Genomic DNA, 21,315 nt, shown 5'->3' on the forward strand with positions numbered 1-21,315 from the left:
CGGGGCGGCCCTCGGCTCGAAGAAGCGCGAACAAACAGCGGGCGAGCCTTGGAAAACTTCGACGTTCTGGTGATCGGCGCGGGCGCGGCCGGCATGATGTGCGCCATCGAGGCGGGCAAGCGCGGCCGCTCGGTGCTCGTTATCGACCACGCCAAGGCCCCGGGCGAGAAGATCCGCATCAGCGGCGGTGGGCGCTGCAACTTCACCAACACCGGCGCGTCGATCCACAATTTCCTGTCGGCCAACCCGAAGTTCGCGTTGTCGGCTCTGCGCCGTTACCGGCCCAAGGACTTCATCGCCCTCGTGGAGCGTCATGGCGTCGCCTATCACGAGAAGACCCTCGGCCAGCTCTTCTGCGACGGCTCGGCCAAGCAGATCATCACCATGCTGCTGACCGAGATGACGGCCGCGGGCGTCCAGCTGCGGCTGGAGACCAGCGTCGAGGGCGTGGCCAAGACCGCCGAGGGCTTCGAGGTGACGCTGTCGTCGGGCCAGGTTCGCTGCGCCTCGCTGGTCGTGGCCAGCGGCGGCAAGTCGATCCCGAAGATGGGCGCGACGGGCCTGGGCTACGACATCGCCCGGCAGTTCGGGCTGAACATCATCGAGACCCGCCCGGCCCTCGTGCCGCTGACCTTCGAGGCCGGCATGCTGGCGCGGCTGGTTCCGCTGTCGGGCGTGGCCTTGGACGCCGTCGTCGCCCACGGCAAGACGAAGTTCCGCGAAGGCATGCTGTTCACCCACCGGGGCCTGTCGGGACCGTCGATCCTGCAGATCTCGTCCTATTGGCGCGAGGGCAACGAGATCCGGGTCGACATGGCGCCCGGCGTCGACGCCCTGGCTGCTCTGAAGGCGGCCCGCACGGCCACCCCGCGCCAGGCGGTCTCGACCGTTCTGTCGACCCTGCTGCCCAAGCGCGTCGCCCAAGTGATCGCGGAGGAGGAAGCGGCCGATAAGGGCAATATCGCCGACTGCTCGGACAAGGTGCTGGGCCGGCTGGCCGGGGCGGTCAACGCCTGGACCTTCAAGCCGGTCGGCTCGGAAGGCTATCGCACGGCGGAAGTCACGCTGGGCGGGGTCGACACCGACGGCCTCGACTCCCGGACGCTCGAGGCCAAGGCCGTTGCCGGGCTCTATTTCATCGGCGAGGTGGTCGACGTCACCGGCTGGCTGGGCGGCTATAACTTCCAGTGGGCCTGGGCGTCGGGGTGGTCGGCGGGGCAGAGCGTGTGATCACTTGCCCCCTCCGCGCTTCGCGCTCCTCCCCCGGAGGGGCAAGAAGGATGCGCACCTTCCGCCCGCTTTGGGGGCGGACGACCTGCGAGGCAGGTCAGGTGGGGGCAAGTGACCGGATAACTACTTCTTCTTGAACGGCTTACCAGCCGGCTTGCCGCCTGCCTTGGCGTCGAAGCTCTTCTTGAAGGGCTTGGGGCCTTTGAACGGCTTGCCCGGACCCGCGTCGTCGCGCTTGCCGGCATAGGGCTTGGAATACGGCTTGGGGCCGGCGGCGTTGTCGCTGCTGAAGCTCTTCTTGAACGGCTTCTTGGGCGCGTCGCCGTCCGCGCGCGGGGCGCGCGGCTTGTACTCGCGGGGCGCGTCGGCGCCGGCCTCGTGGCGCGGCTTGAAGGCGCGCTTGGGGGCGCCCTCCGAGTCCTGCGGTGAGTACGGACGCGGCGCGTCGTTGTCGCGCTTGAAGTCGCGAGGCGCGTCGTTGTCGCGCGGGGCGCGGCGCGGCTTGTAGTCGCCCTTCGGCTCTTCGCCACGGCCGTAGGGCTTGGCGTTACTGAAGCCGTCGTCGCCGTAGCTGGACGGGCGCGGCGTGTGATCGCGCGAGCCCGGAGCGTTGGCGCGGGGCGAACGGTCTTCACGCGGCGGACGCGGCTTGTACTCGCGCGGACCGTCGTGCTCACCACGCGGCGGACGCGGGGTGAATTCGCGGCGCGGACCGGCTTCGCGGGCGGCCGGGGCCGTGGTCGGGGTGATCGAGACGTCCTCGCGCACCGTCGTCTGGACCGCCGCGCCGAACTTCACGGCCGCCTCGGCCGAGATCTCGAACTTGGTGTCGTAGTCGAAGATCCGGATCGCGCCGATGTCCTTCTTGGTGATGTGGCCCAGGCGGCAGATCATCGGGATCAGCCACTTGGGATCGGCGTTGCCGCGACGGCCGACGCTGATCCGGAACCACTCCGAGCCTTCCATGCTGACGCGCGGCTCGCGCTCCGGACGCTCGCCCGGTTCGCCGGTGCGCAGGCGCGGACCCGGATCGGCGCCATGGCGCGGGTCGTCATAGATGTCTTCCGGCGACGGCAGCTTGGCGCGGCGGGTGCGGATCAGGGCGGCGGCGATCTCGACCGGCGTGCGCTTGGCCAGCATGGCTTCGGCCAGGGCGATGTCTTCCTCGGTCGAGGCTTCGCTGAAGATCGGATCCTCCAGCAGGCGCTCCTGGTCCTTCTCGCGGATCGAGTCGGCGCTGGGGGCGCCGCCCCAGTCGGCCTCGACGCCGGCCGCGAACAGCAGCTGCTCGGCCTTGCGGCGACGGGTATAGGGGACGACGAGGGCGCTGACGCCCTTCTTGCCGGCCCGGCCGGTGCGGCCCGAACGGTGCAGCAGCGTGGCCTTGTTGATCGGCAGCTCGGCGTGGATGACGAGGCCCAGGTCGGGCAGGTCAAGACCTCGAGCCGCAACGTCGGTGGCGACGCAGACGCGGGCATGGCCGTCGCGCAGGGCCTGCAGGGCGTCGGCGCGTTCGCGCTGGGAAAGCTCGCCCGACAGGCCGACGACGGCGAAGCCGCGCTCGCGCAGCTTGGCGTGCAGCGAGCGGACGCTTTCGCGGGTGTTGGCGAACACCAGGGTGCCGGGGGCCTCGAAGAAGCGCAGCAGATTGACGACGGCGTGCTCGACCTCGTTGGGGGCCACGCGCACGGCGCGATATTCGATGTCGCGGTGCGGCTCATTGCGGCCGATGGTGTCGATGCGGACGGCGTCGTTCTGGTAGCGCTTGGCCAGCTCGACGATGTCGCGGGCCAGGGTCGCCGAGAACAGCAGAGTGCGACGCTCGGGCGAGGCGGCGTCCAGGATGAACTCCAGGTCCTCGCGGAAGCCCATGTCCAGCATCTCGTCGGCCTCGTCGAGGACGGCGACTTGCAGCTTGGACAGGTCCAGGTGGCCGCGCTCGATGTGGTCGCGCAGGCGGCCCGGGGTGCCGACGACGATGTGGGCGCCGTAGTTCAGGGCGCGCTGCTCGCGACGGGCGTCCATGCCGCCGACGCAGTTCACCACCACGGCCTTGGCCTCGGCATAGAGCCAGGTCAGTTCGCGATTGACCTGCATGGCCAGTTCGCGAGTCGGGGCGATGACCAGACACAGCGGCTCGGCGGCGCGGTCGAAGACCTCGGCCTCGCCCAGCAGGGTCGGGGCGGCGGCCAGACCGAAAGCGACGGTCTTGCCCGAGCCGGTCTGGGCGCTGACCAGCAGGTCGCGCTCTGCGGCGTCGGCGGCCAGCACGGCGGCCTGGACGGGGGTGGGCTCGGCGTAACCCTGAGCGGCGAGAGCCCGCTCGAGAGCGGGGTGGGAGGCGGGGAAGGGCATATGGGTCCAGTTCATCTGCGGCCGCGCACACAAAAAACGCGCGGCTCGCGCCAATGACCAAATCGGGCCCCCTTGGAGTTCAGGACTCCCCTCGGACCGCTTCTTGGTCGAATTCCAACGAAAATAGCCCCCTCCGCGACGGAAGGGGGCTCACGAGTGGCCTTATGCGCCTGTTGCGCTGCAAAAAGCAAGGGGAGTCAATCTCCCCCTGGCGGGGGAGGTGGCGCGAAGCGCCGGAGGGGGAAGTGCTGGAGAGCCGGCCTCTTCCCCCTCCGTCGCCGCTACGCGTCGACACCTCCCTCGCTGGGGGGAGGATTTCACGGGGATTGAGCGGGCTCTATCCTCGGAATTCGCGAGATCGAACGTAGCGAAATCAACCGCTTGTCGATTTTATTCAGCTCTGAATGATCCGCGTTCAAAACCACCGCCATACTGATCGCTGTCCCCGTCGCAAGGGGAGGGCGCTTGGATCCGGCCCAAAGCGGCGGCGGGGACAGGCTGAGCGGGGCCGCGTGGTCTCGAAGCGGTCCGGACCGGGGTCTGTTCGTTGGATAGATCCGGGATCCCGGGAAGGACCGCAGAGAGGCGAGCGCGGAGCGACAGGGCGGTGATCGATCCAAAGCCGCCTATCGTGGATCGTCGGGACCGATACGGAAAAGCCGTTCGGTTCGGTCCGCGCCCGTCCGGGGGCTATGGGGTCCCGAGCTCAAAACGCTCACGCCCCCCCATCCTCACGGGCAAGAACAGCCTGGCGGAGCGGACGTCCGAGCCGAAACGCAAACAAACACTCACGGTCTCCGGGTTCGCCCGGCCTCTCCGTCGCCTCCCCACACCTTCAGCGGCTGGCCGCGTGAAGCGGCGGCGGCGTGTCAGGCCTGGGTCGCCAGCGCCTGGTCGATGGCCTCGACGATGCGTTCCGGGGTCTCGGCCCCCACGACGGCCACCTTGCCAGCGAAGATGGCGAACGGCACGCCGGTCACGCCGCCCTGGACAGCCATGGCGTGCTCGCGAGCCACGGCCTCCTTGTCGGCGCCTTCGGAGAGCAGTTGCAGCACCACCAGACGCTCCATGCCGGCGGCCTCGGCGATGTCGGCCAGCACCATCGGGTCGCCGATGTCCAATCCTTGCTCGAAATAGGCCTTGAACAGGGCTTCCACGACTTGATCCTGGACGCCGGCCGTCAGGGCCCAGCGGATCAGGCGATGGGCGGCGTTGGTGTTGGGCGCGACCTCGATGATTTCGAAGTCGAACTGGATGCCTTCCTCGGCGCCGCCCTCGACCAGGGCCGCGTGGACGGCCTTCAGGCGCTCGGGGTCCTTGAACTTGCTGGCCATGTACTGCTTGCGGTCGACGCCTTCCTCGGGAAGCGTCGGATCCAGCTGGTAGGGGCGCCAGACCAGCTTGGCCTCGACGTCGGGGCGCAGGGCCACGGCCGACTTCAGGCGTCGCCAGCCCAGATAGCACCAGGGGCAGACCACGTCGGCGACGACGTCGATGATGAGGGGCTGTGCCACGGGCGCACTCCTAGGAATTCTTATCCGCTACAGGACAGGTTCCATATAGGACCTGCCCCTACGGCGCCCAAGGCCGATGCGTCAGACCGCGTCGCGCTTCAGGGCGCTGGCGGCCGCGCGTTCCAGGGCCTTCACCGCGCCTTCGCCGGGCTGGACCTCGGCCACGCCGATGTCGAACTCGCAGACGAACGGCGGACGGTCGTCGCCGGCGTCGAAGGCGGTGCAACTGATCACCGCGGCGATCCGCTCGGCGGCGGCGCGGGCCGCGTTCTGGTTGGTCGCTGGCAGGGCCAGGGCGAAGACCTCGGTGGCCAGGCGGGCCGGAGTGTCCTCGACACGGACCAGGCGACCGACCATCGAGCCGATCTGCGGAATGGCGCGGTCCAGCCAGCCGTTCTGGCGGGCCCAGGCGGTGTCGGCCTTCTCGGCGATGCGCAGGACGCAGATCGACAGCGGCCGGGCCCGCTCGACGGCGGCCTTGGAAAGCCGCGCCAGGTGGGCGGCGAACAGGTCGCGGGTGAAGAGGCCGGTGGCGGCGTCCATCAGGCCCGAGCTGCGGGCCTTCTCCAGCGCGGCGCGAATGGATTCCCCGCGCCGGAAGCTGCGGGCCAGCTCCATGACGCGCATGGCCGTCTCGACCTCGGGCGTCTGGGGCGAGGCGACGTCCGAGATGCCGCGATGGAACGCTTCGGACATGGTCACATAGCTCTCGGCCTTCAGGTAGAGCAGGGCCGGGATGTGGAAGAGGCGGGTGTTGCGGCGCATGCCGGCCGCGATCGACAGAGCCTCCTGCTGGCTGTCGCCAGCCCACAGGACCACGGCGTCGAAAGCCCGCTCGTGCAGATAGTCGAAGGCGGTATAGGCGGTGAAGGCGCCGACCACCTCGGCGCCGCTGCTCTGCAGGGCGTTCGACAGGGCCAGGAACTGCGGGGCCGGCTCGCCGACCGCCAGGATGCGGACCGGGGCTTCCGAGGTCTCGGGCAGGTCCAGGCGGCGGCCGCGATCGCCGAAGGTCTCGAGGCGCAGCTCGAACTCCTCCTCGGCGACGGCCGTGCGCACCAGGCTTTCCAGGCGCAGGGCGGCCTGGGACGGATGCAGCGGCGGCGACAGGGTCAGGTCGAAGGCCTGGTTGCGCTGATCGCCATCCGGATCGCCGATGGCGATGACCGGCAGGCGGCGCGGCGCGACGGCGGCCTTCAGGCGACGGGCCAGGCCCTGCGTCTCGGGACCGGCGCTGGCCAGGTCGACGATGACGGCCTCGATCGGCAGGTCGCCCAGGGCGGCCAGGGCCGCGTAGGGGCCCCGGGCGGTGATCGTGCGCCAGCCCAGCCGGTCCAGCCCTTCGGCCAGCGGTCCGGCGCGAACATCGTCGCGCGCCACGATCAGGATCCGGGCGTCAACCGCCAAACCAACCTCCGCCCGAACTCTGGCCAAACCGACGGCGACCGGCGAGATTCGAAGCGGCAACATAGCAGAGGCTCCGCGCGGTCAAAGGCGCCGAACGTCGCGGCCGGCGGGGAAACCCGGATCGTCGGGCCAGATCGCGCAAGGGCTTGCCTGACCGAACGTCATGACCGTTCTAGTGGCGGTCGACCGGCTGCGTTCGAACGGCCGACAGGGAGATACGAGCATGGGCCAGGGACCGCTTTCGGGACTGAAGATCGTCGAGTTCGCCGGCATCGGTCCGGGACCATTCTGCGGCATGCTGCTGTCGGACCTGGGCGCCGACGTCGTGCGGATCGACCGCAAGGGTCAGGGGCGCGGCTCGCCAGCCGACGTGACGGCGCGTGGCCGGCGCTCGGTGGCGCTGGATCTGAAGCATCCCGAGGCGATCGAGACCTGCCTCAAGCTGCTGGACGGCGCCGACGGCCTGATCGAGGGCTTCCGGCCCGGCGTGATGGAGCGGCTGGGGCTGGGGCCGGATGTGGCGCTGGCCCGCAATCCCAAGCTGGTCTACGGCCGCATGACCGGCTGGGGCCAGACGGGGCCCTACGCCAAGGCCGCCGGCCACGACATGAACTACATCGCCATCACCGGGGCGCTGGCCGCCATCGGCACGAGCGACAAGCCGGTGCCGCCGCTGAACCTGGTCGGCGACTTCGGGGGCGGGGCGCTCTACCTCGCCTTCGGCCTGCTGGCCGGGGTGATCCACGCGCGATCGACCGGGCAGGGGCAGGTCATCGACTGCGCCATGAGCGACGGCGCGGCCTCGCTGATGGCGATGTTCTACGGCTTCAAGGCCGGGGGGATGTGGAACGAAGGCCGGCGGAGCAACCTGCTCGACGGCGGGGCGCATTTCTACGACACCTACAAATGCGCCGACGACAAGTGGATCTCGATCGGGTCGATCGAGCCGCAGTTCTACCTGCTACTGCTGGAAAAGACCGGGATCACCGATCCGCAGTTCCAGCACCAGATGAGCCGCGAGGAGTGGCCGGAACTTCGCGAGAAGCTGGCCGCCGTGATCAGGACCAAGAGCCGCGACGAGTGGTGCGCGATCATGGACGCCACCGACGTCTGCTTCGCCCCGGTCCTGACCATGGACGAGGCGCCCGGCCACGCCCACAACGCCGCTCGCGAGACTTTCGTCGAGGTGGCCGGGGTCATGCAGCCGGCGCCCGCGCCGCGCTTTTCGGCCACGCCCGGCGCCATCCAGGGACCGCCGCCCAAGATCGGCGCCGACAACGACCAGGCCCTGGCCGACTGGGGTTTCTCGGCCGACGCCATCGCCGGCCTGAAACAATCCGGCGCCCTCTGAGACCTGACGAAGGCGTTCAGGTCCGGTTCAGGCGGGCGGCCTCATCTTGCGGGTGTCGACCGGTCGTCGCGCCATCCGTCCCTCGATGTGGCGATCGGTTCACAGGTACGTCCTGCGGAGACGCGTCGCTTTTACCGAGCGGCGCGTCTTTGACGATTCCGGCCCCGTTCGATTTCCGGCCGCTTTTGACTTCGGGGGGCGGCGTCGCCATGGTCCGCCGGATGCAAGATCCGCTGCACCACATCCGCTGGCGCGACCTCGACCTCGATCCGATCCACTGGATCCGTGAAATCCTGCGCGTACTGGGCCTGGCCCTGTCGCGGCTGTGGGGCCGCGACGTCATGCTCTACGTCGGCGGCGTCTCGTTTTTCGCCCTGCTGGCCGTGTTCCCGGGCCTGGCGATTCTGATCGGCCTCTACAGCTTCTTCCTGACGCCCGAGAGCGCCGCGCGCCAAGCCAACAAGCTGGCCGAACTGATTCCCTCCGGCGCCCGGTCGATGTTCCAGGACGAGTTCTCCCGCCTGGCTCACGCGCCGGGCCAGACCATCTCGCTGCAGAGCGGCGTCGTACTGATCGTCGGCGCCTACGCCGCCCATCGCGGCTTCAAGGCGCTGCTGGCGGGGCTGTCGTTCATCCATGACGAGGAGGACCAGCGCGGCTTCTTCGGTTTCAACCTGATGGCCCTCTTGGTGCTGATCGCCGCCTTCGGACTGCTGTTCGTGATGTCGGGGATCTTTCTGGTGCTGCGGCTGTTGGGCTCGGCCCTGGACCTGCGGCCGCTGGCCGGGGTGCCGTGGATCCAGTCGGAATGGACCTGGGCCAGCTTCGGCATCGTGTTCGGCATGACCCTGGTCTACCGTTACGCCATGTCGCGCGAGCCGGTCGGCTGGCGGGCCTCGATCGCCGGCGGCGCGGCTGCGGCGGCGCTGTGCGTCTTTATGTCCTGGGCCAGCGCCTTTTACGTCGAGAAGGTCGTCCACCTGGGCGCGACCTACGGCTCGATCTCGGCCGTGATCATCTTCCTGATCTGGCTGTCGTGGAGCGTGAACGCGATCTTCTTCGGCGGCGCCCTGGCCACCGAGGTCGAGATCGCTCTGGACGAGCGCCCTCGAGCCCTGCTGGAGGGACCCAAGGCGATTCCGCTCAAAGCCCCTTCAGAATACGAAAACGGATGACCCCGCCGTCCTGGTCGGCGATCTCCAGCACCGTGGCGCCGATCTGGCCGGCGAAGTGGGGCACGTCGATCCGGGCCATTGGGTCGGTCGCCAGCAGGACCAGTTCGGCCCCGGCCGGCGCGGCCTCGTGGGCCTTGCGCAGCTTCAGGGTCGGGACCGGGCAGTGATGGCCCCGAGCGTCGACGAGGATCGGCTCAGACATCGAACACCGCCTCGGCCTCGGCGGCGGGCAGGATGCGATGCTGGCCCGGCTCCAGGTCGGCCGGCAGAGTCAGCCCGCCGATCCGCTCGCGATGCAGCGCGACCACATGATTGCCAACGGCGGCGAACATGCGGCGCACCTGATGATAGCGGCCCTCGGTGATCGTCAGGCGAGCGGTCTTGGCGTCGACGACATCCAGCACCGCCGGCAGCAACGGCTTTTCCTCGCCGTCCAGCATCAGCGTTCCGGCGGCGAAGACCTCATCCTCCGCACCGGCCAGCGGCCGATCGAGGGTCGCCAGATAGGTCTTGGGCACATGCCGCTTGGGCGAGATCACCCGATGCAGGAAGTCGCCGTCGTCGGTGATCAGGATCAGGCCGCTGGTCTCCTTGTCGAGGCGTCCCACCGTCGACAGGCCTGGATCGCGCAGCCGCCAGCGGCGGGGCAGGAGATCATAGATCTTCTCGCCGTCCTCCTTGTGCGAACAGGTCACGCCCAGCGGCTTGTGCATGATCAGCACCAGCGGGGCGGGCGGATCGACCGGAGCGCCGCGAATGGTCATGCGCTCAGGCAGGGTCGCGTCGACGGCGATGCGGAGCCCGGCGTCCTTCAGGACCTTGCCGTCCAGCACGACCTTGCCACCCGCCACCAGGGCCTGGACGTCCTTGCGGCTGCCGTAGCCCAGATTGGCCAGCAGCCGGTCCAGCCGCGCCATCAGGGCCTTGCTCACTTCTTGGCCTCGAACACCTTGTAGCCGCCGCCCTCGGCGACCAGGCGGACCTTGGCGAAGCTCTCGGCCAGGATCGCCTCGTAGGGCAGGTGGCGATTGGCCACGATCCACAGGGCGCCGCCCTTGCGCAGGGCGCCGGCGGCGGCGCGGATGAAGGCCTGGCCCAGCGTCTTGTCCTCGCCACCGCCTTCGTGAAACGGCGGATTGCTGACGATGAAATCCAGGTCCTTCAGCGCGACCTGGCGGACGTCTCCCCAGACGAAGGCGGCGCGGGGATCGGTGACATTGCGCTTGGAAACCTCGACGGCCCGCCGGTCCAGCTCGACCAGGGTCAGCTTGGCGACGGTCTTCGACGCCAGGACGTTCAGGGCCAAGAGGCCGATGCCGGAACCGAAGTCGGCTCCCACCCCGGAGAACTCGGGCAGCGTCTGCAGCAGAGCGTTTGTGCCGGCGTCGAGGCGGTCCCAGCTGAACACGCCAGGTTGGGTCCACAGACCGTTCTCGTCGATCCGGCGCGGGGCCCCGGCGGCGATGGTCTCGGCGAGAGCCTTCATCTGGGTCGGGCGGACCACGACGCAGATCCGGTTGTGCCGGCGAGCGCTCTCGCCGACCTCGCCGCCCAGGGCCTCCAGCTCCTTCTTCAAGCGCAGGCCGCCGCGATCCTTCGGGGCGAAGGCGGTCAGGCGGCCGCCCGGCGCCAGGATCCGCAAGGCCTGGGCCAGGACATATCGCCGCTCCACCGCGCCAGCCGGGGCGCGAACGGTCACGGCGTTAAGAGATTCGTCCGGAACGGAAGCGATGTCGGTCGAACCAGGAACCATCGGCGACAGCTGCACGGCGTCCGCCGCGGACGGCGCCAGATCGTGATCGGCCTGGCCATAAAGCGCGGTAGAGATCGCCGACATGCTTGTCCTGAAAGGGTTTTTCGACTCGGAGGGGGCAGGGTGTCCGTCGATCTCCGTCAAAGCGTGTCTTTAGGTGTCAATGCGCTCCTTGCATAGCGATTGAAATCGGCCGGCCAGAATTTCCGCTTCCGTCAGGCAGTCCGACGCGGTGGTTGACCACAGGGGGCGGGCTCACGCTAACGCGTGATGGGAAGGGGCCGCTAGCTCAGTCCAGGCCCGATAGATGTTCTTCTGTGAGACAGATCAGCAGGGGATAGTGACGCTTGGCGAGGCTCAACTGTCGACGGACGATTGTCTCTTCGCCAAAGATCATTCGGTGGATGATGGCAAGTCGGTTGTTTCGCCAGGGCGAGGGGGTATCGGCGTGGAAGATTGCGGTGTAGCCGCAGCGGTCACGCAGATAGTCGACCGCTTCGCTAGTGCCGTTAAGGATATCCGGCGCCAGCTGTTCCAGCAGAATGATGGGACGGTGCTGCTGGATCGTGGCTTCAAGGCCCCGCAGCACGCGTAGTTCAAATCCTTCGACGTCGACCTTGATCAATCGTATTGGATGAGCAGGCGCTATATCCCGCAGCAAATCGTCGCCAGGCATCGTTGCCACGTTAATGACTTGGCCAGAGCCCCGATCATCGGCTTGCTCCGCAAAATAGGATGATCCTACTTCGCCCGGCTTTTGGATGAAGGCCAGGGTTTCAGTCTTGTCTGAGAGGCCCTTGCAGATGGGTCGAACGCGCCCACGACCATAGAGCTTTGCGTTCACTTCAAGGAGCGCGAAGGGGAGTTCACTGGCCTCAATTGCGTGCACCTCTGCAAAATGCTCCGCAAAGTATATGGCGTGGTTTCCTATATTGGCTCCCACGTCCAACGCGGCGCCTTGGGCAAATGAGCTCGCAAAGGGTCCTAAGAAAGTAAAAGAAGCGTCAAGTATGGTTCGCTCAAATCTGCCGGAGACCATGACTTCGGCGGACACTGTGTCGAAGGCGAAGACTGCGAGGTTCGGGAATTGCTCGGCATTCTCTTGACGCCTTGTTCCCAAGAACCGGCGGCCGAGGAAAAGTTCATCAAGATAGCGTCGGCGAGCTAGGCCGGGCGAGGCGATCAAGGACTGTGTCGCTGGCATTGCAAGACGCTAGCATAGGCTACGCAGTTCGCAATACGGCGTTCGATGAACGTCGATTCCTCCCCAAGCCGGCTTTAGAGGTGGGTTGCGAGTCTGACCGGCACGGTCAAACGCCTCCGGCATGGCCTTGGAGATGAATTCGGAGCGGTTAACGAAGATTGTCGCGCGTGATGAAGAGGCAGGTGCCCCGGAAGCTGCGCGTCTGACGCGATTCTGCCGTTCCGGATCTGCGTGGGCGGGTTTGTTTTGCGGACGCCGAAAGGCGAAAAGGTCTGTAGTTCAAGTAGGTCTAGAGATTGTTAATCTTGGATAATCGTGTGTTTTAATTGGGTAATTCCGGATTCTGGCGGACAGGGTGGGATTCGAACCCACGGTAGGCTTCCACCTACGGCGGTTTTCAAGACCGCTGCCTTAAACCACTCGGCCACCTGTCCGGAGCAGGCGGCTATATCAGCGCTCTAGGTCCTTAACCAGACTTCAAAACAATCGCGTGACTCTGTCGACTCGCAAGGGGTGGGCCCCTCTGGACGATGAACGGATGAACCAGCGCATCGATCGGGTTTGGCGGAACCTGTGCGGCCTTGGCCTGATGGCCTTGGCGGCCCTGAGCTTGGCCGCCTGCGCCACGCCCCAGTACAGCACCGGCGCGGCCGGCTACAAGGTTTCGGCTCGCGGCGACACCACGCGCGGGTCGGCCCCGCGCCCAGGCTCGACGGTCGGCCGCGACGGCAAGCCGCTGCGTGGCACCGAGAAGCCCTATCAGATCAACGGGACCTGGTACTATCCGAAGGCGGATCCGAACTACAGCGAGGTCGGGATCGGCTCGTGGTACGGCGAGCAGTTCCACAACCGCCGCACCGCCAATGGCGAAACCTTCGACATGGATATCCCGTCGGCGGCCCATAAGACCCTGCCGCTGCCCAGCCTGGTCGAGGTCACCAACCTCGACAACGGCCAGAAGATGATCGTGCGGGTCAACGACCGCGGCCCGTTCGTCGGCGACCGCGTCATCGACCTATCCAAGGCCGCCGCCGAGCAGCTTGGCTATCGCCGGCAGGGCGTGGCCCGGGTGCGGGTCAAGTACATTGGCCCGGCCCCGACCAGCGCCTTCACCGCGCCGCGCCAGTACGCCCAAGTCCAATCGTCCGCGCCGCCGCCGGTCCGCAACGCCCCGCGCAGCTTCGACGACATCAAGGAGCCGACGCAGCGCGTTCAGGTTCTGCCGCAGCGTTCCGCCCCAGATCCCATCTGGAGCCCGCCGCCCGCGCCGGTCCAGCAGGCCAGCGCCCCGCCGGTCACTCCGCCCGAGCGCGTCCCGGTTCCGGCCGGCGCCTATCGCGTGCAGGCCGGCTCGTTCTCCAGCCGCGAGAACGCCGAGAAGGCCATGCGCCAGCTGTCCGGCGCCGGGCGCACCGCGATCGACACCATCGAGCGCGCCAGCGGCACGCTCTATCGCGTCACGGTCCTTGCGGGCCAGGACGAGGGCGAGGCCTGGAGCCTGCGCGATCGCGTCGAGTCGCTGGGCTATCAGGGGGCAACCGTCCTTCGGCCCTAGACACGATCCGGAAACCGGTCGAATGGAGACCGGTGACCCAGGGTTTCTTCATCAGTTTCGAAGGCGGGGAGGGGGCTGGAAAGTCCACCCAGATCCGCCGCTTGGCCGAGCGCCTGCAAGCGGCCGGCCATGACGTCGTCGTGACTCGCGAGCCGGGCGGCAGTCCTGGCGCCGAGGCCATCCGCGAGCTGTTGGTCAACGGCGCGGCCGACCGCTGGTCGCCGGTGACCGAGACGCTCCTGATGTACGCCGCCCGTCGCGATCACGTGGAGCGGGTGATCCGTCCGGCGCTGGCGCTGGGCAAGGTCGTGCTTTGCGACCGCTTCGCCGATTCCACTCGGGCCTATCAGGGCGCGGGCGGCGATGCGCCGGCCAGCCTGATCGCTTCGCTGGAGGAGCATGTGCTGGGCGGGACGGTTCCGGTCCTGACCCTGATCCTGGACCTGCCGGCCGAGGTCGGCCTGCAGCGGGCCGAGGCGCGGGGCGGGGCGGCGCGGTTCGAGTCCAAGGGCCTGCCGTTCCACGAACGTCTGCGCGCCGGCTATCTGGAGATCGCCCGCAAGGAGCCCGAGCGCTGCGTCGTGATCGACGCCGACGCCGAGTTAGATGCGGTCACCGCCGCGATCGCTGACGCGGTCAGCCAGCGGCTGGCGTTCTGATGTCCGCGCCGGCCCATCCCCGCGACGTCTATCGCCTGGACGGCCAGTCGGCCGCCGAGGCAGCGTTCATCGACGCCCTGGAGCGCGGCCGGCTGCACCATGCCTGGCTGCTGACCGGTCCCGAAGGCGTGGGCAAGGCGACCCTGGCCTACCGCATGGCCCGTCGCCTGCTGGGGGCGCGGCCCGAGCCGTCGCAGGGCCTGCTGGGCGCGGCGCCATCCGACGTGGTCAGCCGCCAGGTCGCGGCCCGCTCGCACCCGGACCTGATGGTGCTGGAGCGCCTCACGGATGATGGCAAGGCCCGCAAGTCGATCCCCGTCGACGAGGCGCGCCAACTGCCGGAGTTCTTCTCCACGACGCCGGCCGTGTCGCCCTACCGGGTGGCGATCATCGATGCGGCCGACGACCTCAACGTCAACGCCGCCAACGCCGTGCTCAAGACCCTGGAGGAGCCGCCGCCGCGCGGGGTGATCCTCTTGATCAGCCACGCGCCGGGTAAGCTGCTACCGACCATTCGCTCGCGCTGTCGCCGCCTGGCCGTGCCCGCGCCGGGGATCGAGGCGGCGGCGGAGATGGTCGAGCGCATGGCCGACGTGCCGCATCGCGACGCCGAGCGCCTGGCCCGCATGGCCCACGGCGCGCCCGGCAAGGCATTGCAGCTGGCCGCCGCCAAGGCCATCGAGGTGGACGACGCGGCCAACGAGATCCTGCGCGGCCTGCCCAAGATCGACGAGGGCGCGTTGCTGGCCATGGCCGACACCTTCCGGGGCGCGGACGGCATGGCCCGGTTCGAGCTGTTGATGAACCGCCTGGCCGACCAGGTCCGCATCTTCGCGGTCCAGGTCGCCGCCGACGGCAAGAACTCGTCGGGGCTGGATCGCTGGGCGGCGGCGTGGGAACGGCTCTCCAACGTGCCCGGCGAGGTCGAGGCGGTGAACCTGGATCGCGCCGACGCCTTCTGGAGCGTCATCTCGGACTTGCGCGCGGCGGCCAAGACGGCGATTTGAGCGGCATGCTCATCGACAGCCACGTGAATCTGCACGCGCCCCAGTTCGCCGACGACAAGGACGCCGTCATCGCCCGCGCCCGAGAGGCCGGCGTCGCCCTGATGGTCTCCATCTGCGACAAGGTCTCGTCCTTCGAGGCCGTGCACGCCATCGCCATGGCCGAGCCGGACATCTGGTGCACGGTCGGCACGCACCCGCACGAGGCCAAGGAGGATCCGGCCCTGACCGCCGCGCGCCTGGTCGAGCTGGCCAGTCGTCCGCGTGTCATCGGAATCGGCGAATGCGGGCTGGACTTCCACTACGATCTTTCGCCGCGCGAGGTTCAGGCCCAGGTGTTCCGCCAGCATTGCATCGCCGCCCGGCAAAGCGGTCTGCCGCTGGTGGTCCACACTCGCGAGGCCGACGAGGTCATGGGCCAGATCCTCGAGGAGGAGCATGCGGCCGGGCCGCTCAAGATCCTGATGCATTGCTACACCAGCGGTCCGGAACTGGCGGCGCGCGCCATGGCGCTGGGCGCCTGGTTCTCGGTGTCGGGCATCGCCACCTTCAAGGCGGCGGAGGAGGTGAGGGCGATGATCCGCGACATGCCGGCCGACAAGATCATCGTCGAGACCGACTGTCCGTACCTGGCGCCCGTGCCGATGCGCGGCCGCCGCAACGAGCCGGCCTATCTGCCGCACATCTACGACAAGCTGGCCGAGGTTCGGGGGTGGAGCCGGGCCGACACGGAGGCGCGCACCGAGGACGCCTTCTTCACGCTGTTCGACCGGATCCCGCGTCCATGACCGGACCGTTGGAGTTCACCATCCTGGGCTCCGGCTCGTCCGGCGGCGTTCCACGCGCCGACGGCAACTGGGGCGACTGCGATCCGGCCGAGCCCAAGAACCATCGCTCGCGCTGCTCGCTGCTGGTTCGACGTCAAGGGACGGGCGGGCCGCATCACGAAACCACCGTCGTCGTCGACACCTCTCCCGACCTTCGCCTGCAGACCGCCGCCGCCGGCGTGAAGCGGGTCGACGCGGCGTTGTTCACACATGATCACGCCGACCAAGCCCACGGCATCGACGACCTGCGGCCGTTCTTCCTGAACCAGCGTCAGCGCATCCCGACCTATATGGACCAGGCCACCCACGACGGCCTGCTGACCCGGTTCGAGTACGTCTTCAAGACGCGCGGCGGCTATCCGGCCATCCTGGAGCCCCGCCTTATACCGCCGTTGGGCGAGGATTTCCGGGTCGAGGGGCCGAGCGGCGACATCCCCGTCCACACCTTCGACGTCGATCACGGTGAGATCCGCGCCGTCGGCTATCGCTTCGGCGGCGTGGCCTACACGCCCGACGTCCGGGCCATTCCCGACGCCAGCTGGGCCGACCTCGAAGACCTGGACGTCTGGATCGTCGACGCCCTGCGCTGGACGCCGCATCCGACCCACGCCCACGTCGAGCTGGCCCTGGAGTGGATCGCCAAGGCCAAGCCCCGCCGCGCCATCCTGACCAACCTGCATATCGACCTGGACTACCACGCCCTGAGCGCCCGACTGCCGAAGGGCGTCGAGGCGGCCTATGACGGCCTGCGTTTCACGCTCTGAGACTCCGGCAACGGAAAGTCGCTGGCGAAACGTCGTTGTAGGGGTGAACCTCCGGGAGGGACGAGAAAGTCCGGCCAGGGCGCGCGTTCGCCCAAGTTTGTCGAAACTTGGCCACACGTAACAGAGTTGAAATATGCCCGCCCAACAACACCGTCATAGGGACGCGGTAGAGTCACTTTCCCGTGCGTCACTGACCAGACCTCCCATGGCTGAAACCGTCACCGTCTCTCGTGAAATGTTCCAGCGCCTGCGGGCGCGGTTGCCGGCCGTGACTCGCGAGCATCTGTTCGACTGCTACGCGATCAGCGAAACTACCTGGACCAAGCTGCGCGACGGCCGCCCTGTGAAGCGTTCCACCCTGGATCGGATCCTGGCCAAGCTGGCGGTGCTCGACGCGCGGGTCGCCGCCTAACCCGTCTTTATGCCGCCCTTATGCGGCGGCCCGGCTTCGATATGGAGCCCTTACGCGCCGAAATGGTCTTTGGCCTCCGACACCAAAGGAGGCCGTTATGGCTGATCTTCTCTACGGGGCGCTGGCGCTTGGCCTGTTCACCCTGTTCGGCGCTTTCGTCGCCGCGCTGAGGCGCGTCTAGACCATGCTCGTGACTCTTCTCTGGGCAGCCGGGGCCGTCGTGGTCGCCGGCTACATGGTCGCGGCCATGCTGCGTCCCGACAAGTTCTGACGGACCTTATCCAATGACCTGGCAAGGATGGGCGGAGATCGCCCTGACCCTGAGCCTGGCGGTCGCCATCGGCTGGCCGCTGGGCGTTTTCATGTCGCGCGTCTGGAATGGCGAGCGAACCTTTCTCGATCCGGTCATGCGACCGGTCGAGCGCCTGTTCTACGCCGCCTGCGGCGTCGACCCGAACAAGAGCCAGAGCTGGCACGGCTACGCCCTGGCGCTGCTGGCCTTCAACGTGGTCGGCTTCTTCTTCGTCTACGCGGTGCTGCGCCTGCAGGGCGTGTTGCCGCTGAACCCGCAAGGCTTCCCGGGCCTGTCGGGCCACCTGTCGTTCAACACCGCGATCAGCTTCGTCACCAACACCAACTGGCAGAGCTATGCCGGCGAGAGCACCATGTCGACGCTCAGCCAGATGCTGGTGCTGACGGTGCAAAACTTCGTCTCGGCCGCCACCGGCGCGACCGTGGCCGCGGCCCTGGCCCGCGCATTCGTCGCCAATCGCGGCGAGGGCGTCGGCAACTTCTGGGCCGACCTGATCCGCACGACGCTGTACGTGCTGCTGCCGCTGTCCTTCGTGGTGGCGATCCTGCTGGTCGCCTTGGGCCTGCCCCAGACCCTGTCGGCGGGCGTCACCGCCCACACGCTTGAAGGCGCCGAGCAGAAGATCTCGCTCTACGCCGTCGCCTCGCAGGAGGCGATCAAGATGCTGGGCATCAACGGCGGCGGCGTCTTCAACGCCAACTCGGCCCATCCTTTCGAGAACCCGACGCCGCTGACCAACCTGATCACGGCGATCTCGATCAACACCCTGGGCTGGGCCGCGTTCTTCGCCTTCGGCCGCATGGTGCTGGCCAAAAGGGACGTCCGCGCCCTGGTCATCGCGGCCTTCGTGCTGCTGTTCGCCGGCGCGGCAGGCGTCTATGCCACCGAAACTCAACCCGCTCCGGCTCAGGTCGCCGCCAAGGTCGACGCGTCGGTCAACATGGAGGGCAAGGAGGTCCGCTTCGGCGCGCCTGCCACGGCCGCCTGGGTCGCCGCCACGACCGGCGCCTCGAACGGCTCGGTCAACGGCATGCACTCCAGCCTGATGCCCCTGGGCGGCGGCATCGCCATGTTCCTGATGCAGCTGGGCGAGATCCTGCCCGGCGGCATCGGCTCGGGCGTCGCGATCATGGTGGTCATGGCCCTGCTGTCGGTATTCGTCGCCGGCCTGATGGTCGGCCGGACGCCGGAATATCTCGGGAAGAAGATCGAAGCCCGCGAGATCCAGTTCTCGATCCTGGCCGTGGTCATCATTCCGCTGTCGATGCTGGGCTTCTCGGCCTTCGCCGCCGTCCTGCCCGAAGCGCTGAAGGGGCTGATGCACAGCGGGCCTCACGGCCTGTCGGAGATCCTCTACGCCTATGTCTCCGGTACGGCCAACAACGGCTCGGCCTTCGCCGGCCTGACCGCCAATGCGCCCTGGTGGGACGTTACTCTTGGTGTCGCCATGGCCCTGGGCCGGTTCCTGCCGATCATGGCCGTGCTGGCCATCGCCGGCGCCCTGGTCGCCAAGCCCAAGCTCGCCCCGACTGCCGGCACCCTGCCGACCGACGGTGGCCTGTTCATCGGCCTCCTGATCGGGGTGATCCTGATCCTGGGCGGCCTGCAATTCTTCCCCGCGATGGCGCTGGGACCGATCGTCGAGCACTTCCAGGCGCTCGGCGCGGTCGCGGCCCTCCGCTGAGTGGTGATCCCATGACTTCTCTAGACATCCACGCTGGCGAGGGCCGACGCGCCCTGGCCGGCGGCCTCTCCGGGGCCGTCCTGGCCCGGGCGGCCAAGGACAGCTTCCTCAAGCTGGACCCGCGCAAGCTGACCGGCAATCCGGTGATCTTCGCCACCTGGATCGTGGCCCTGCTGTCGACCGTTTCGGCCGTCGCGGCAGTCGCCGGGCACCAGGCGGCGGGCTTCGCCATCCAGGTCGCCCTGTGGCTCTGGGCCACCGTTCTGTTCGCCAACCTGGCCGAAAGCGTCGCCGAAGGGCGGGGCAAGGCGGCGGCCGACAGCCTGCGCGCTACTCGCGTGACCACCAAGGCCAAGCTGATCATCGACCCGACCACGGGCACCTGGATTCCGACCCCGGCCCACAAGCTGGGCATGGGCGAGGTGATCCTGGTCGAGGCCGGCGACGTGATCCCGACCGATGGCGAGATCATCGAGGGCATGGCCAGCGTCAACGAGGCGGCGATCACCGGCGAGAGCGCGCCGGTGATCCGCGAAAGCGGTGGCGACCGTTCGGCCGTCACCGGCGGCACCACGGTCGTCTCCGACTGGATCAAGGTCCGGGTCACGGCCGAGGCCGGTTCGACCTTCCTCGACCGCATGATCGCCATGGTCGAGGGCGCCGACCGCCGCAAGACGCCGAACGAGATCGCCCTGGCCGTGCTGCTGGCCGGGCTCACCTTGATCTTCCTGATCGCGGTCGTGACCCTGCTGGGTCTGGGCAAGTTCTCGGGCGTGGCCCTGGATCCCCTGGTGCTGGGCGCGCTGTTCATCACGCTCATTCCGACGACGATCGGCGGCCTTCTGTCCGCCGTCGGCATCGCCGGCATGGATCGCCTGCTTAAGGTCAACGTCCTGGCTACCTCGGGCCGCGCCGTGGAAGCGGCCGGCGACGTCGACACCCTGCTGCTGGACAAGACCGGCACCATCACCTTCGGCAACCGCATGGCCACCGAGGTGATCCCGGCCCCCGGCGTGCGTCCGGAGGCGGCGATGCGCGCGGCGCTGATGGCCTCGCTGGCCGACGAGACCCCGGAAGGCCGGTCGATCATCGAACTGGCGCGCAACCAGGGCCTGACCGTCGAGATCCCGGCCGGCGCCACGGCCATTCCGTTCACCGCCCAGACCCGCCAGTCCGGTCTGGACATTCCCCAAGAGAACGGGGATGTCCGCAGCTGGCGCAAGGGCGCGGTCGACGCGGTCTACCGTTCCCTGGCTCTGGATCCCAAGACCGTGGCCGCCGAACTGACAGCCGCCGTCGACCGCATCGCCCGTTCGGGCGGCACGCCGCTGGCGGTCAGCGAGGGCGGCGCCCTGGTCGGCGTCATCCACCTGAAGGACGTCGTCAAGCCGGGCGTCAAGGAGCGCTTCGCGGACCTGCGCCGGATGGGCCTGCGCACGGTAATGATCACCGGCGACAACCCGGTGACCGCCGCCGCCATCGCCTCGGAGGCCGGCGTCGACGACTTCCTCGCCGAGGCCACCCCTGAGGACAAGCTGCGGCTGATCCGGGAAGAGCAGGGCAAGGGTCGCCTGGTGGCCATGTGTGGCGACGGCGCCAACGACGCGCCCGCCCTGGCCCAGGCCGATGTCGGCGTCGCCATGCAGACCGGCGCCCAGGCCGCCCGCGAGGCCGGCAACATGGTCGACCTCGACAGCGACCCGACCAAGGTCATCGAGATCGTCGAGGTCGGCAAGCAGATGCTCATCACCCGCGGCGCCCTGACGACCTTCTCGATCGCCAACGACGTGGCCAAGTACTTCGCCATCATCCCGGCGATGTTCGTGGCCTCGCTGCCGGCCTTGGGCGCGCTGAACGTCATGCGCCTGCACAGCCCGCAAAGCGCCATCCTGTCGGCGGTGATCTTCAACGCCCTGGTGATCGTCGCCCTGATCCCGCTGGCCCTGAAGGGCGTGAAATACCGCGCCATCGGCGCCGGCAAGCTGCTCTCCCGCAACCTGACCCTCTACGGGATCGGCGGCCTGATCGCGCCCTTCGTGGGCATCAAGCTCATCGACCTCGTGGTCTCGGCCCTGGGCCTGGCCTAAACAGAGCCATCGGAGACTCAT

General features: G+C 68.2%; 19 protein-coding genes, 1 tRNA gene and 1 pseudogene. 12 read left to right on the forward strand and 9 right to left on the reverse strand.

The annotated features are described in order from the left end of the window. Positions 1 to 48: 48 nt before the first annotated feature. Positions 49 to 1,230, forward strand: a complete 1,182-nt coding sequence (locus MZV50_RS13045; protein WP_252635086.1) for an NAD(P)/FAD-dependent oxidoreductase — start codon at positions 49 to 51, stop codon at positions 1,228 to 1,230. A gap of 7 nt (positions 1,231 to 1,237) precedes the next feature. Here MZV50_RS13045 and MZV50_RS26715 read toward each other — a convergent pair. The 4 genes and pseudogenes from MZV50_RS26715 to MZV50_RS13060 all read right to left on the reverse strand — a co-directional run. After that, positions 1,238 to 1,351, reverse strand: a pseudogene (locus MZV50_RS26715) (hypothetical protein); the annotation flags it as partial. Positions 1,352 to 1,353: 2 nt separating this feature from the next. Further along, positions 1,354 to 3,585 carry a DEAD/DEAH box helicase gene (locus tag MZV50_RS13050; protein ID WP_252635234.1) on the reverse strand — a complete coding sequence of 744 codons (2,232 nt, stop codon included), beginning with the start codon at positions 3,583 to 3,585 and terminating at the stop codon, positions 1,354 to 1,356. An 869-nt stretch (positions 3,586 to 4,454) separates the two neighbouring features. Continuing rightward, positions 4,455 to 5,099 (reverse strand): DsbA family oxidoreductase, encoded by a 645-nt coding sequence (locus tag MZV50_RS13055; protein WP_252635087.1) that lies wholly within the window; start codon positions 5,097 to 5,099, stop codon positions 4,455 to 4,457. Between the two features lie 81 nt (positions 5,100 to 5,180). Beyond that, positions 5,181 to 6,506, reverse strand: a complete 1,326-nt coding sequence (locus MZV50_RS13060) for a diguanylate cyclase domain-containing protein (RefSeq protein WP_252635088.1) — start codon at positions 6,504 to 6,506, stop codon at positions 5,181 to 5,183. A gap of 223 nt (positions 6,507 to 6,729) precedes the next feature. Between MZV50_RS13060 and MZV50_RS13065 the strand changes: the two genes are divergently transcribed. After that, positions 6,730 to 7,857 (forward strand): CaiB/BaiF CoA transferase family protein, encoded by a 1,128-nt coding sequence (locus tag MZV50_RS13065; RefSeq protein WP_252635089.1) that lies wholly within the window; start codon positions 6,730 to 6,732, stop codon positions 7,855 to 7,857. A 185-nt stretch (positions 7,858 to 8,042) separates the two neighbouring features. Continuing rightward, entirely contained in the window at positions 8,043 to 9,032 is a 990-nt protein-coding gene (locus tag MZV50_RS13070) for a YihY/virulence factor BrkB family protein (RefSeq protein WP_252635090.1), read from the forward strand. Here MZV50_RS13070 and MZV50_RS13075 read toward each other — a convergent pair. From MZV50_RS13075 to MZV50_RS13095, 5 genes are all read right to left on the reverse strand, one after another. After that, complete coding sequence (locus MZV50_RS13075) at positions 9,001 to 9,234, reverse strand: sulfurtransferase TusA family protein (RefSeq protein ID WP_252635091.1); 234 nt, start codon at positions 9,232 to 9,234, stop codon at positions 9,001 to 9,003. The genes MZV50_RS13070 and MZV50_RS13075 overlap by 32 nt on opposite strands. Then, positions 9,227 to 9,964 carry a pseudouridine synthase gene (locus MZV50_RS13080; RefSeq protein WP_252635092.1) on the reverse strand — a complete coding sequence of 246 codons (738 nt, stop codon included), beginning with the start codon at positions 9,962 to 9,964 and terminating at the stop codon, positions 9,227 to 9,229. Before MZV50_RS13080 ends, MZV50_RS13075 begins: the two co-directional genes overlap by 8 nt. Beyond that, positions 9,961 to 10,869, reverse strand: coding sequence for a class I SAM-dependent methyltransferase (locus MZV50_RS13085; RefSeq protein ID WP_252635093.1), 909 nt, complete (start codon positions 10,867 to 10,869; stop codon positions 9,961 to 9,963). Before MZV50_RS13085 ends, MZV50_RS13080 begins: the two co-directional genes overlap by 4 nt. A gap of 205 nt (positions 10,870 to 11,074) precedes the next feature. After that, positions 11,075 to 11,971: an FkbM family methyltransferase gene (locus tag MZV50_RS13090; protein WP_252635094.1), complete on the reverse strand. Its 897-nt coding sequence runs from the start codon at positions 11,969 to 11,971 to the stop codon at positions 11,075 to 11,077. 362 nt (positions 11,972 to 12,333) lie between these two features. Continuing rightward, positions 12,334 to 12,423: transfer RNA gene (locus MZV50_RS13095), tRNA-Ser, on the reverse strand. 104 nt (positions 12,424 to 12,527) lie between these two features. Here MZV50_RS13095 and MZV50_RS13100 point away from each other — a divergent pair. The 9 genes from MZV50_RS13100 (at position 12,528) to kdpB (ending at position 21,294) form a co-directional block, all read left to right on the forward strand. Then, positions 12,528 to 13,544 carry a septal ring lytic transglycosylase RlpA family protein gene (locus MZV50_RS13100; RefSeq protein WP_252635095.1) on the forward strand — a complete coding sequence of 339 codons (1,017 nt, stop codon included), beginning with the start codon at positions 12,528 to 12,530 and terminating at the stop codon, positions 13,542 to 13,544. Positions 13,545 to 13,576: 32 nt separating this feature from the next. Beyond that, a complete protein-coding gene (gene tmk, locus MZV50_RS13105; protein ID WP_252635096.1) occupies positions 13,577 to 14,203 on the forward strand; it encodes a dTMP kinase in 627 nt (208 codons plus the stop codon). Continuing rightward, positions 14,200 to 15,210 (forward strand): DNA polymerase III subunit delta', encoded by a 1,011-nt coding sequence (locus tag MZV50_RS13110; RefSeq protein WP_252635235.1) that lies wholly within the window; start codon positions 14,200 to 14,202, stop codon positions 15,208 to 15,210. Before tmk ends, MZV50_RS13110 begins: the two co-directional genes overlap by 4 nt. Next, entirely contained in the window at positions 15,207 to 15,995 is a 789-nt protein-coding gene (locus MZV50_RS13115; protein ID WP_252635097.1) for a TatD family hydrolase, read from the forward strand. Before MZV50_RS13110 ends, MZV50_RS13115 begins: the two co-directional genes overlap by 4 nt. Further along, positions 15,992 to 16,798, forward strand: a complete 807-nt coding sequence (locus tag MZV50_RS13120) for an MBL fold metallo-hydrolase (RefSeq protein ID WP_252635098.1) — start codon at positions 15,992 to 15,994, stop codon at positions 16,796 to 16,798. Before MZV50_RS13115 ends, MZV50_RS13120 begins: the two co-directional genes overlap by 4 nt. 205 nt (positions 16,799 to 17,003) lie before the next feature. Continuing rightward, positions 17,004 to 17,210: a hypothetical protein gene (locus MZV50_RS13125; protein WP_252635099.1), complete on the forward strand. Its 207-nt coding sequence runs from the start codon at positions 17,004 to 17,006 to the stop codon at positions 17,208 to 17,210. A 184-nt stretch (positions 17,211 to 17,394) separates the two neighbouring features. Continuing rightward, positions 17,395 to 17,481 carry a potassium-transporting ATPase subunit F gene (locus tag MZV50_RS26590; RefSeq protein WP_354668950.1) on the forward strand — a complete coding sequence of 29 codons (87 nt, stop codon included), beginning with the start codon at positions 17,395 to 17,397 and terminating at the stop codon, positions 17,479 to 17,481. A gap of 13 nt (positions 17,482 to 17,494) precedes the next feature. Then, entirely contained in the window at positions 17,495 to 19,207 is a 1,713-nt protein-coding gene (gene kdpA / locus MZV50_RS13130) for a potassium-transporting ATPase subunit KdpA (RefSeq protein WP_252635100.1), read from the forward strand. An 11-nt stretch (positions 19,208 to 19,218) separates the two neighbouring features. Next, the gene (kdpB, locus tag MZV50_RS13135; RefSeq protein WP_252635101.1) at positions 19,219 to 21,294 is read left to right on the forward strand and encodes a potassium-transporting ATPase subunit KdpB; all 2,076 of its coding nucleotides are present in this window, start codon (positions 19,219 to 19,221) and stop codon (positions 21,292 to 21,294) included. The last annotated feature ends 21 nt before the right edge of the window (positions 21,295 to 21,315 follow it).

Source organism: Caulobacter segnis (genome assembly GCF_023935105.1).
GTDB classification, from domain to species: Bacteria; Pseudomonadota; Alphaproteobacteria; order Caulobacterales; family Caulobacteraceae; genus Caulobacter; species Caulobacter segnis_B.

Excerpts from the sequence above, each read along its gene's own strand:
- kdpB (WP_252635101.1), top strand. The coding sequence starts at position 19,219 with ATGACTTCTCTAGACATCCACGCTGGCGAGGGCCGACGCGCCCTGGCC.
- MZV50_RS13125 (WP_252635099.1), top strand. The coding sequence starts at position 17,004 with ATGGCTGAAACCGTCACCGTCTCTCGTGAAATGTTCCAGCGCCTGCGG.
- MZV50_RS13120 (WP_252635098.1), top strand. The coding sequence starts at position 15,992 with ATGACCGGACCGTTGGAGTTCACCATCCTGGGCTCCGGCTCGTCCGGC.
- MZV50_RS13085 (WP_252635093.1), bottom strand. The coding sequence starts at position 10,869 with ATGTCGGCGATCTCTACCGCGCTTTATGGCCAGGCCGATCACGATCTG.
- MZV50_RS13100 (WP_252635095.1), top strand. The coding sequence starts at position 12,528 with ATGAACCAGCGCATCGATCGGGTTTGGCGGAACCTGTGCGGCCTTGGC.
- MZV50_RS13050 (WP_252635234.1), bottom strand. The coding sequence starts at position 3,585 with ATGCCCTTCCCCGCCTCCCACCCCGCTCTCGAGCGGGCTCTCGCCGCT.
- MZV50_RS13075 (WP_252635091.1), bottom strand. The coding sequence starts at position 9,234 with ATGTCTGAGCCGATCCTCGTCGACGCTCGGGGCCATCACTGCCCGGTC.
- MZV50_RS13065 (WP_252635089.1), top strand. The coding sequence starts at position 6,730 with ATGGGCCAGGGACCGCTTTCGGGACTGAAGATCGTCGAGTTCGCCGGC.
- kdpA (WP_252635100.1), top strand. The coding sequence starts at position 17,495 with ATGACCTGGCAAGGATGGGCGGAGATCGCCCTGACCCTGAGCCTGGCG.
- MZV50_RS26590 (WP_354668950.1), top strand. The coding sequence starts at position 17,395 with ATGCTCGTGACTCTTCTCTGGGCAGCCGGGGCCGTCGTGGTCGCCGGC.